Below are 10,400 nucleotides of genomic sequence, written 5' to 3'. Positions count from 1 at the left end.
CATAAACGGGTTCTTATGCCTTAGTTGTAAGTGTCTACCATGTCCCCGAACAAGTGTTCACTATGTCCCCGGACCGTACACCCACAGGGAGAGGGGGAAAACCTTAAAAACGGTAACCCTTGGGTTACCGTTTTACTTTTATTTCTGGCAGTGCGGGCACCAGTAAAAAGGTCTGGAAGAGAGCATAATCCTGTCGATAATCCCGCCGCATCGCTCGCACTTTTTCCCCGCCCGATGAAACACCTTGAACCGGAACAGCGCCCCGTGATGCTTGTTCTCATCCACCACGCCGCGCGTGTTGTACGACAGCCGCGGAATATCCAGCAGCGCGTGGGATAGCGCCTCCAGCTGTTCATCATTCAGCTGAGACGCTTTATGCTGCGCCGCCATCCCGACTTCCCAGAGGATCTCTACCCGCAGGTAGTTACCCAGCCCGGCCAGAAAGGCCTGGTCGAGGAACAGACCGGAAAACTGTCGGTTACGGAATTTAGGTGATAACAGCCGGGCCTTTACGTCGCTCGCCGTCAGGCGCATGTCCAGCACGTCCGGCCCGACCCGCTGCAGAAACGGGTGCGTCAGCAGCTGCTCCGGCGTTAACATTTCGATATCCGACGCGCTATAGAGCAGGATCGCCTTATCCGCCGTTTGCAGCCTGACGCGCAGCACGCGGGTGGTTTGCGGCTGCTCGTCCGCCTCCACAACCCGCCAGACGCCGTAAAGCTGGTTATGGCTATATAACGTCAGGTTATGGGAAAAGTGCGTAAGCAAGGCTTTCCCGCGCGTTTCAATACTAGTCACCGTCTGCCCCACCAGCTGTGATTCAAACGGTTTTAGCTGAGGAAAAGCAAACCAGACATCCGTCAACGGTTTGCCCTTTATCGCCGCCTCCAGGCTATCCGCCGCGCGGCGGATTTCCGGACCTTCAGGCATGTTATTGTCCTTTCATGATTATTCTGCGCTGACCAGAATGCCCTCTTCAGAGAACGCCGCCCGCAAGCGGCGCGCGAACTGGAGCGCATGCTCGCCGTCGCCGTGTAAACACACCGTATCGGCCTGCACGTTTGCCGGTGTTCCGTCCACGGCGGTCACCCGCCCGGCGCGCACCATCTCCAGCGTCTGCGCCAGCGCTTTAGCTTCGTCGGTAATCAGCGCCCCGGCCTGCGTACGTGGAACCAGGCTGCCGTCCGGCAGGTATCCCCGATCGGCAAACACTTCCTGACGGGTGGTCAGGCCCAGCCGCTCTCCGGCACGAATTAGCTCGCTGCCCGCAAGGCCTACCAGAATCAGCTGCGGATTACAGTCCCGCACCGCGCGGGCAATTGCCTCCGCCAGCGCCGGATCTTTCGCCGCCTGGTTATAGAGCATGCCGTGCGGCTTCACGTGGCGCATCACACCGTTCTCGGCGCGCACCATCGCCTCCAGCGCGCCGATCTGGTAGAGCACCTGAGCGTAGACCGTCTCAGGCGGCAGATCCATCGCCGTGCGGCCAAAGTTTTCCCGATCGGGGAAGCTCGGATGAACGCCTATCGCGACGCCGTTTTTGATGGCATTACGCACGCTCTCCAGCATGGTTTGCGCATCGCCCGCGTGAAAGCCACAGGCAATATTGACCGAGGTGACCAGCGTCATCAGCGCCGCATCGGCGCTGCTGCCCTCCCCCAGATCGGCATTCAAATCAATCTTTACCATCAAGCCTCCACGCCAGCTGCTCCAGATAACGCTGCTGATCCTGCCGCGCCTTCAGCGCCTCCTCCAGCGAACACTGCACGAAGTGAATCGGCTGGCCGAGGGGAATTTGCGCCAGATGGTAGCGATCGGCTTCAATGATGCAGGCAATGCGCGGGTAACCGCCGGTAGTTTGCGCGTCGTTCATTAACACGATGGGCTGACCGTTGCCCGGCACCTGAATGACCCCCGGCAATAACCCGTGGGAGAGCAGCTCCCGGTCCGTCGTGCGGGTCAGCGGCTGCCCCTGCAGACGGTAGCCCATACGGTTACTCTGCGGGCTGAGCTTCCACGGTGAGCGCCAGAAGGACTCTTTAGACGCCTCGTCAAACTCATGATATTCCGGCCCCGGTAAGGCGCGGATCTGGTTTCCCCACAGCAGCTGTTTTACGCCCTGCGTGGTGGAGAAATGGCGCGCGGAGGGCTTGATTGCCAGCCGATCGCCGTCGCGCAGCAGGCGTCCTTCGTGCCCGCCGATCCCGGCTTTCTGATCGGTACTGGACGAGCCCAGCACTTCCGGCACGTCGATGCCCCCCGCCACCGCGAGATAGCTACGTACCCCGTGCAAAGGACGCTTTAAGGTCAGACGCTGTCCGGCTTTCGCCCGCAGCCGCCAGCCGGTCCACACCGCTTTGCCGTCCAGCGTCGCGTCACACCCTGCGCCGGTTAAGGCAAACCAGGTCTCCTGACTAAACTCAATGACGCACTGGCCGAGCGTAATTTCGAGTGCGGCCGTATTGCCGGGGTTGCCCACCAGCACGTTAGCAATCTCCAGCGCAGGCCTGTCCAGCGCGCCACAATAGCTCACGCCAGACTGGCGCATGCCAAAGCGGCCCGCATCCTGTACGGAGGTATAAAGCCCGGCGCGAATAAGCGTTAACATACCCCCTCCTTCTGCGGGATAAAGCGAAGGGTATCGCCGGGACGCAGGAGTATTGGCATCTCCAGCCCCGGGTCAAATAGCGGTGTGGCGGTATGCCCAATAAGCTGCCAGCCGCCAGGCGATGTCAGCGGATAAACGCCGGTCTGCTCGCCGCCGATAGCCACCGTCCCCGCCGGTACGCTCAGGCGCGGTTCGGCACGGCGTGGCGTATGCAGCTGAGGGGATAATCCCCCCAGATACGGAAATCCGGGCTGAAACCCCAGGAACCAGACCACGTAGTCCACCGAGCTGTGCAGCTCAACAACCTGCTTTTCAGTTAATCCGCAGTGGTCTGCCACCACGCTAAGATCCGGCCCACCCGTACCGCCATAAACGACCGGGATCTCGATGGCACGCGATTCCGGCTCCAGCGCCTCACTCTCTTCCCACCAGCGCTGCAAACGTTCGATGGCATCCAGCGCCAGCGTATGCGGGCTACGCAGCACCACGGTAATGTTATTCATCCCCGGAATGGCTTCAACCACCTCCGGTAGTTCGACCAGACGCTGCGTTAGCCGCCAGATTCGCTTTTGCGTGGCAAGGGTCACCGGCGGCTCGAGCTCCAGAACCACTGCCGTTTCTCCCAGAAGATAACAACGCGCTCGCTGCACTCAGGCACCTCTCATCAGGCAGGGTTAGGGATATCAATAAAGGTCACATCCAGATCGGTATTTTCCGTCAGCCACTCGCTGAGGGCGCGAATGCCGCCGCGCTCGGTGGCATGATGGCCTGCCGCGTAAAAATGCAGTCCCTGTTCACGCGCCGAATGGATGGTCTGCTCGGAAACTTCGCCGGTGATAAAAGCATCGACGCCAAAACGCGCGGCGCTGTCGATAAAGCCCTGACCGCCCCCGGTACACCAGGCAACACGCTTCACCGTATCCGGACCGGTATCGCCGCTCCACAGCGGGCGACGCCCCAGGCGCGCTTCAATCCAGGATGCCAGCTCCAGTCCTGGAACCGGCATCGCCAGTTCGCCCCACGGCACCAGCGGCTCAATTTCGCCCATCACGGTAATCCCCAGGAGCTGCGCCAGCTGGACGTTGTTGCCGAGCTCCGGGTGCGCATCCAGCGGCAGGTGATAACCGTACAGGTTGATGTCATTTGCCAGCAGCGTTTTCAGGCGGTTGCGCTTCATCCCGCGAATAATCGGCGATTCGTTTTTCCAGAAGTAACCGTGATGGACAATCACCGCGTCAGCGTCCTGACGAACAGCCTCGTCCAGCAGCGCCTGGCTTGCCGTCACGCCGGTAATAATTTTTTGCACCGTCTCGCGCCCCTCAACCTGGAGCCCGTTCGGGCCGTAATCGCTGAAGGACGTGCTGTTCAGTTTTTCGTTAATCAGGCTTTCCAGTTCGCTGTTTTTCATCATCACTCTCTTATGCTTTGCGAGCAGCTTCGTACGCCGCCAGCGTGGCGACACGCGCCTGTTTATGGTCGACAACCGGACGAGGGTAATCCAGCTTTACACGCTGTTTATCCGCCCATGCCCACGGTTCGTGGATCGCTTTAGCAGGTATACCGTTAAGCTCAGGCACCCAGCGGCGGATAAACTCGCCGTCCGCATCAAATTTTTGTCCCTGAGTGGTCGGATTAAAAATCCGGAAATAGGGCGCCGCATCGGTGCCGGTGGAGGCCGCCCACTGCCAGCCGCCGTTATTCGCCGCGAGATCGCCATCGATCAGCTGAGAGATAAAATAGCGCTCTCCGATACGCCAGTCGATAAGCAGATCCTTCACCAGAAAGCTGGCGGTAATCATCCGCAAGCGGTTGTGCATCCACCCCGTCTCGTTAAGCTGACGCATGGCGGCATCGACTATCGGATAACCCGTCTGCCCTGTTTGCCAGGCTTTCAGCAGCCGATCGTTCGTTTGCCACTCCACCTTCTCCGTCCAGTTGATGAAGGGGCGATGTTTACATAAATCAGGGTGATACGTCATCAGATGGCGGTAGAACTCGCGCCAGATCAGTTCATTCAACCAGACGGACCCTGCGCCCCCCTCCAGCGCCTGCGGCTGCTCCGCCAGCAGGCGATGTAAACACTGGCGAGGAGAGATCGCGCCCAGCGCCAGACAGGCCGACAGGCGGCTGGTGCCCTCGATGGCGGGAAAATCCCGACGCGCGTCGTAACAGGCCGCGTCCTGTTTGCAGAACTGGCGCAGTTGGGCAATAGCCGCTTTCTCGTCGGCGGGGAACAGCGTTTCATCAAACGGCTGCTGAGGGTAATCAAACGTCAGTTCAGACAGGTCCTTTATGGCTTCACCTCTCACGGCAGGCGCGGCAACGCACTCCGGCAGCGCCTCTTTGAGACGTTTGATAAAGGCATTTTTGAACGGCGTAAAAACTTTATACATCTCGTGGCTGCCGGTCATCACGCTGCCCGGTGCCAGCATCACGCTGTCATCAAAACCTTCGCAGACCACCCCTTCCAGCATCTTCTCCAGCTGACGATCGCGCTGCTGCTCGTTGAATTCGTACTGATAGTTGTAAAAAAGATGCGTGACGTTGTGCTGCTTACAGATCTCCTGCACCGTCTGCAGCTGTGCGGCAAAATCACTCACCTCTTTATAGAGAAGCGGTATGCCTTTTCCGGCAAGCGAGTGCTGCAGATCGTTCAGATACGCACGCAGCAAGGCCGCCTGGCGGGGAGCCATATCGTGCTGCCGCCACTGCTCGGGCGTGGCCATAAACAGAGCCAGTACGTTAGCGTCTTTGTCGCGACAGGCCGCCGCGAGTGCGATGTTGTCATGTACGCGCAGATCCGCGCGAAACCAAACCAGATGGGTGGGCATAAAACTCCAGGCTATTGTCCATTATGTCCATAAGGGCATGCCGTAAAAGGAAAAAGCATGCATTGAACTACTTTGCCATGAAGTGTAGACGGGATGAAATAAAAAAGGCCGCCCGAGGCGGCCTTAACGCTACTTGTCCTGCGCTATCGTGGTTAAAGCGACAAACACATTCGGTTCATCGCTCTTTACAACGAGCACGCTGGCGACAATGAACGCGATGCAAAAATAGCGTTTCATTATGCGGTCCCTGCAGCTAACCGCTCCACCGTTCACCACCGGTGATAAGTCGGTGGACACAAGCCCTGACGAGAGCCTGACTTACGGTTGTGGTGACGCCTTTCCCGGGACCGGTGCCCATGTGCGAGATGGCGGAAAGGGACGCTGCATAGTAGTTGGCCCTCGCATAAAAGGTAATCCACTGAAATGATTTTTAAGAATCTATTTAGGGATTTGCCGTTTGATTACTTAAGGACCCGAGATATTCTTGTAAGCCTCTGACGAGGGCTTGAAGACCACCCAACGGACCGCGAATCCTGAGGGACAAAAAAACCGCCAACAGCAATGTGGCGGTTTTTTTATTGCTATGTGTAGTCTTCGTATCAGTAGAAATCGCAGGTCGCTTTCTCGGCCTGGTCCATCCACACCGGCTTCTCGCTGGTTTTCGCCCAGACGCGGTGCAGATAGCTGTAAAAACGTGCACGATCTTTCCAGAACAGCATCACCGGCAACGCCAGCACACCAGCCACTACGGCGAAAGTGCGACGCATGAACACGATATGAGCCGGATACTCTTTATAAAGATCCATATTTTCTCCCCTATAGTTGGCCGGAAACGTCATCCGGAAAATTCAAAATCTGTGACCTGGCTAAAATAATATCGCTTTGTTTGTAACTTTACTACTCATCCGACCACTTATTTTTATCCATTTAGTGAATATTTACATTCACGCCGTAATTAAGTTACAAAAAAGTTAACGATTTACTTATCAATAGTTAAATTGTGGGCTTTGCCATTTTTATACTTTTTTTACACCCGCCCTCCCCATTTTTGCGAAATCTTTGCGCCGGAAATCCTACCGTTAGTACAACAACGAAAGTCACCCGGAGGTGGATTGTGAGTGCAGGTCTTATTGCCGGCATCGTGCTGGTGTTCCTGTTATTGGGTTATCTGGTCTATGCCCTGATTAATGCGGAGGCCTTCTGATGGCTGCTCAGGCGTTTCTGCTTATTGCCAGCTTCTTAGTGGTACTGTTCGTTCTGGCAAGACCACTGGGAACAGGACTGGCACGATTGATCAACAACGTTCCCCTGCCCGGCACGGGAAGCGTTGAAAAAGGGATCTGGCGCGTACTGGGAATAGACGATCGGGAGATGAACTGGCGTGAATATCTGATCGCCATTCTGCTGCTGAATATCGTTGGGCTCGTTGCGCTTTTTGCCATGCTGATGCTGCAGGGCATCCTGCCGCTGAATCCGCAACAGTTACCGGGCCTGTCCTGGCATCTTGCGCTGAACACGGCGGTCAGTTTTGTCTCCAACACTAACTGGCAGTCCTATTCCGGCGAAACCACGCTCAGCTACTTCAGCCAGATGGTTGGGTTAACCGTGCAGAACTTCCTCTCTGCCGCGAGCGGTATAGCGGTGATCTTCGCGCTGACGCGTGCGTTTGCGCGCCAGAAAGTGAGCACGCTGGGTAACGCGTGGGTAGATCTGACGCGCATTACGCTGTGGATCCTGCTGCCGATTGCGCTGCTGATCGCGCTGTTCTTTATTCAGCAGGGCACCCTGCAAAACCTGATGCCTTACGCGCCTTATACCTCGCTGGAAGGCGCAAAACAGCTCCTGCCGATGGGGCCAGTAGCGTCACAGGAAGCCATCAAAATGCTCGGGACGAACGGGGGTGGCTTCTTCAACGCCAACTCGTCGCACCCGTTTGAAAACCCTACCGCACTGACCAATTTTGTGCAGATGCTGGCGATTTTCCTGATCCCCGCCGCGCTCTGCTTTGCCTTTGGCGACGTGGTCAACGATCGCCGTCAGGGCCGCACCCTGCTCTGGACGATGTCGCTTATCTTCGTGGTCTGCGCTGCGCTGGTGATGTGGGCCGAGTGGCAGGGTAATCCGCACTTCCTCTCGCTGGGTGCCGATAGCGCAATCAACATGGAAGGTAAAGAGAGCCGCTTTGGCATTCTCGCCAGCAGCCTCTATGCGGTGGTCACCACGGCAGCCTCGTGCGGGGCGGTCAACGCCATGCACGATTCCTTTACGGCGCTGGGTGGCATGATCCCGATGTGGCTGATGCAGATTGGCGAAGTGGTGTTTGGCGGCGTGGGCTCGGGTCTGTACGGCATGCTGCTGTTCGTACTGCTGGCGGTATTTATTGCCGGTTTGATGATTGGCCGCACCCCGGAATACCTCGGTAAAAAAATCGACGTGCGCGAGATGAAATTAACCGCGCTGGCGATTCTGGTCACCCCGGCGCTTGTGCTGCTCGGCACCGCGCTGGCCCTGATGACCGAGGCCGGACGCAGCGGCATCTTTAACCCCGGCATTCACGGTTTTAGTGAAGTGCTGTATGCCGTCTCCTCTGCCGCCAACAACAACGGCAGCGCCTTTGCAGGCTTAAGCGCCAACTCACCGTTCTGGAACTGCCTGCTGGCGTTCTGCATGTTTGTGGGTCGCTTCGGGATCATTGTGCCGGTTATGGCGATTGCAGGATCGCTGGTGAATAAAAAAATTCAACCGACCACCACCGGGACATTACCGACCCACGGCGCGCTGTTTATCGGCCTGCTGACGGGCACCGTGTTACTGGTCGGCGCCCTGACCTTTATCCCCGCCCTCGCGTTAGGCCCGGTCGCGGAATACCTCTCTTTACGCTGATTTTGCGGAGAAATTGTCATGAGTCGTAAACAACTGGCCCTGTTCGAACCGTCATTAGTTCGCCAGGCGCTCATGGATGCGGTGAAAAAGCTGAGCCCGCGCGTGCAGTGGCACAACCCGGTGATGTTTATTGTCTGGGCGGGAAGCGTTCTGACCACCGCCCTGGCGATTGCCATGGGAACGGGCCACATGCCGGGGAATGCGATGTTTACCGGCGCCATCAGCCTGTGGCTGTGGTTTACCGTGCTGTTCGCCAACTTTGCGGAAGCGCTGGCGGAAGGCCGGAGTAAAGCCCAGGCCAACAGCCTGAAAGGGGTGAAAAAAACCGCCTTCGCGCGCAAGCTACGTGAGCCGAAATACGGCGCGCAGATGGACCACGTTCCGGCGGATGAACTGCGTAAAGGCGATGTGGTGCTGGTAGAGGCCGGTGACATTATCCCTTGCGATGGAGAAGTTATCGAAGGGGGCGCATCGGTGGATGAAAGCGCCATTACCGGGGAATCCGCGCCGGTTATCCGTGAATCCGGCGGCGATTTCGCCTCCGTGACGGGCGGGACGCGCATTCTCTCCGACTGGCTGGTGATCCAGTGTAGCGTTAACCCAGGGGAAACGTTCCTCGATCGGATGATCGCCATGGTGGAAGGCGCGCAGCGTCGTAAAACGCCGAACGAGATTGCCCTGACCATCCTGCTGGTGGCCCTGACCATCGTCTTCCTGCTGGCGACCGCGACGCTGTGGCCGTTCTCCGCCTACGGCGGCACCGCGGTCACCATCACGGTGCTGGTGGCGCTGCTGGTCTGCCTGATCCCAACCACCATTGGTGGACTGCTGTCTGCCATCGGCGTGGCCGGCATGAGCCGTATGCTCGGTGCCAACGTCATCGCCACCAGCGGACGTGCGGTGGAAGCCGCCGGTGACGTGGATGTCTTACTGCTGGATAAAACCGGGACTATTACCCTCGGTAACCGCCAGGCGTCAGATTTCTTACCCGCGCCGGGCGTGGATGAAAAAACGCTGGCAGATGCCGCGCAGCTCTCTTCGCTTGCCGATGAAACCCCGGAAGGCCGCAGTATCGTGATCCTCGCCAAGCAGCGCTTTAACCTGCGCCAGCGCGACGTTCAGAGCCTGCACGCCACTTTCGTGCCCTTCACGGCGCAAACCCGCATGAGCGGCATTAACATTCAGGATCGCATGATCCGTAAAGGCTCTGTTGACGCCATCCGTCGCCACATTGAGGCTAACAACGGCCACTTCCCACCGGAAGTGGACAGCCTGGTCGAAAGCGTGGCCCGTCAGGGGGCGACGCCGCTGGTCGTAGCCGAGGGCGCGCGCGTGCTCGGGGTGATTGCCCTGAAGGATATCGTCAAAGGCGGCATCAAGGAGCGCTTTGCCCAGCTGCGTAAAATGGGGATCAAAACGGTGATGATCACCGGGGATAACCGTCTTACCGCCGCGGCGATTGCCGCCGAAGCTGGCGTGGATGATTTTCTTTCTGAAGCCACACCGGAAGCGAAACTGGCGCTGATTCGTCAGTATCAGGCGGAAGGCCGCCTGGTGGCGATGACGGGTGACGGTACCAACGATGCCCCTGCCCTGGCGCAGGCCGACGTGGCGGTGGCAATGAACTCCGGTACCCAGGCGGCAAAAGAGGCGGGCAACATGGTCGACCTCGACTCTAACCCGACCAAGCTGATTGAAGTGGTGCACATTGGTAAGCAGATGCTGATGACGCGCGGGTCGTTGACCACGTTCAGTATCGCCAACGACGTGGCGAAATATTTCGCCATCATTCCGGCCGCGTTTGCTGCGACCTATCCGCAATTAAACGCCCTGAACGTGATGCACCTGCACTCCCCGTCCTCGGCTATTCTGAGTGCGGTGATCTTTAACGCCCTGATTATTGTCTTCCTGATCCCGCTGGCGCTGAAAGGCGTGAGCTATAAGCCGCTCACGGCCGCCGCCATGCTGCGCCGCAACCTGTGGATTTACGGCCTGGGCGGGCTGGTGGTGCCCTTCATCGGTATCAAGGTTATCGACCTGCTGTTGACGCTGTTCGGCCTGGTTTAAAAGGTGATTCA

Annotated in this window: 10 protein-coding genes; 3 read left to right on the top strand and 7 right to left on the bottom strand. The window is 58.1% G+C overall.

The window, feature by feature from the left end; translation table 11 throughout:
- Positions 1 to 138: 138 nt before the first annotated feature.
- From nei to KIF87_RS21690, 7 genes are all read right to left on the bottom strand, one after another.
- Positions 139 to 930 carry an endonuclease VIII gene (gene nei, locus KIF87_RS21720; protein WP_213330658.1) on the bottom strand — a complete coding sequence of 264 codons (792 nt, stop codon included), beginning with the start codon at positions 928 to 930 and terminating at the stop codon, positions 139 to 141.
- 18 nt (positions 931 to 948) lie between these two features.
- On the bottom strand, positions 949 to 1,689 hold the full coding sequence (gene pxpA / locus KIF87_RS21715; RefSeq protein WP_213330656.1) for a 5-oxoprolinase subunit PxpA: 741 nt from the start codon (positions 1,687 to 1,689) through the stop codon (positions 949 to 951).
- On the bottom strand, positions 1,676 to 2,608 hold the full coding sequence (pxpC, locus tag KIF87_RS21710; RefSeq protein ID WP_134349100.1) for a 5-oxoprolinase subunit PxpC: 933 nt from the start codon (positions 2,606 to 2,608) through the stop codon (positions 1,676 to 1,678). The genes pxpA and pxpC overlap by 14 nt, the downstream gene beginning before the upstream one ends.
- A complete protein-coding gene (pxpB, locus tag KIF87_RS21705; RefSeq protein WP_213330654.1) occupies positions 2,602 to 3,258 on the bottom strand; it encodes a 5-oxoprolinase subunit PxpB in 657 nt (218 codons plus the stop codon). Before pxpB ends, pxpC begins: the two co-directional genes overlap by 7 nt.
- A 14-nt stretch (positions 3,259 to 3,272) precedes the next feature.
- A complete protein-coding gene (locus tag KIF87_RS21700) occupies positions 3,273 to 4,016 on the bottom strand; it encodes a type 2 GTP cyclohydrolase I (RefSeq protein ID WP_063143159.1) in 744 nt (247 codons plus the stop codon).
- Between the two features lie 10 nt (positions 4,017 to 4,026).
- Positions 4,027 to 5,439 (bottom strand): deoxyribodipyrimidine photo-lyase, encoded by a 1,413-nt coding sequence (gene phrB, locus KIF87_RS21695; RefSeq protein ID WP_213330652.1) that lies wholly within the window; start codon positions 5,437 to 5,439, stop codon positions 4,027 to 4,029.
- A 599-nt stretch (positions 5,440 to 6,038) separates the two neighbouring features.
- Positions 6,039 to 6,245 carry a YbfA family protein gene (locus tag KIF87_RS21690; RefSeq protein WP_014069366.1) on the bottom strand — a complete coding sequence of 69 codons (207 nt, stop codon included), beginning with the start codon at positions 6,243 to 6,245 and terminating at the stop codon, positions 6,039 to 6,041.
- A 308-nt stretch (positions 6,246 to 6,553) separates the two neighbouring features.
- On the opposite strand from KIF87_RS21690, the gene kdpF reads away from it, so the two are divergent.
- Genes kdpF through kdpB form a run of 3 tightly spaced genes read left to right on the top strand, consistent with a single transcriptional unit; the run spans position 6,554 to position 10,389 of the window.
- The gene (gene kdpF, locus KIF87_RS21685) at positions 6,554 to 6,643 is read left to right on the top strand and encodes a K(+)-transporting ATPase subunit F (protein WP_014069365.1); all 90 of its coding nucleotides are present in this window, start codon (positions 6,554 to 6,556) and stop codon (positions 6,641 to 6,643) included.
- On the top strand, positions 6,643 to 8,322 hold the full coding sequence (gene kdpA, locus KIF87_RS21680; protein ID WP_159513662.1) for a potassium-transporting ATPase subunit KdpA: 1,680 nt from the start codon (positions 6,643 to 6,645) through the stop codon (positions 8,320 to 8,322). The genes kdpF and kdpA overlap by 1 nt, the downstream gene beginning before the upstream one ends.
- An 18-nt stretch (positions 8,323 to 8,340) precedes the next feature.
- Positions 8,341 to 10,389, top strand: a complete 2,049-nt coding sequence (kdpB, locus tag KIF87_RS21675; protein WP_023334922.1) for a potassium-transporting ATPase subunit KdpB — start codon at positions 8,341 to 8,343, stop codon at positions 10,387 to 10,389.
- Positions 10,390 to 10,400 lie beyond the last annotated feature (11 nt).

It is taken from the genome of Enterobacter sp. 120016 (assembly GCF_018383635.1).
Taxonomy (GTDB): domain Bacteria; phylum Pseudomonadota; class Gammaproteobacteria; order Enterobacterales; family Enterobacteriaceae; genus Enterobacter; species Enterobacter asburiae_D.
The sequence above is the reverse complement of the archived record's forward strand: the minus strand, read 5'-3'. Positions and strand labels throughout refer to the sequence as shown.

What these genes read in the sequence shown, in the direction of transcription:
- nei (WP_213330658.1), bottom strand. Translation starts at nt 930, where the DNA reads ATGCCTGAAGGTCCGGAAATCCGCCGCGCGGCGGATAGCCTGGAGGCG.
- pxpA (WP_213330656.1), bottom strand. Translation starts at nt 1,689, where the DNA reads ATGGTAAAGATTGATTTGAATGCCGATCTGGGGGAGGGCAGCAGCGCC.
- pxpC (WP_134349100.1), bottom strand. Translation starts at nt 2,608, where the DNA reads ATGTTAACGCTTATTCGCGCCGGGCTTTATACCTCCGTACAGGATGCG.
- KIF87_RS21700 (WP_063143159.1), bottom strand. Translation starts at nt 4,016, where the DNA reads ATGAAAAACAGCGAACTGGAAAGCCTGATTAACGAAAAACTGAACAGC.
- phrB (WP_213330652.1), bottom strand. Translation starts at nt 5,439, where the DNA reads ATGCCCACCCATCTGGTTTGGTTTCGCGCGGATCTGCGCGTACATGAC.
- KIF87_RS21690 (WP_014069366.1), bottom strand. Translation starts at nt 6,245, where the DNA reads ATGGATCTTTATAAAGAGTATCCGGCTCATATCGTGTTCATGCGTCGC.
- kdpA (WP_159513662.1), top strand. Translation starts at nt 6,643, where the DNA reads ATGGCTGCTCAGGCGTTTCTGCTTATTGCCAGCTTCTTAGTGGTACTG.
- kdpB (WP_023334922.1), top strand. Translation starts at nt 8,341, where the DNA reads ATGAGTCGTAAACAACTGGCCCTGTTCGAACCGTCATTAGTTCGCCAG.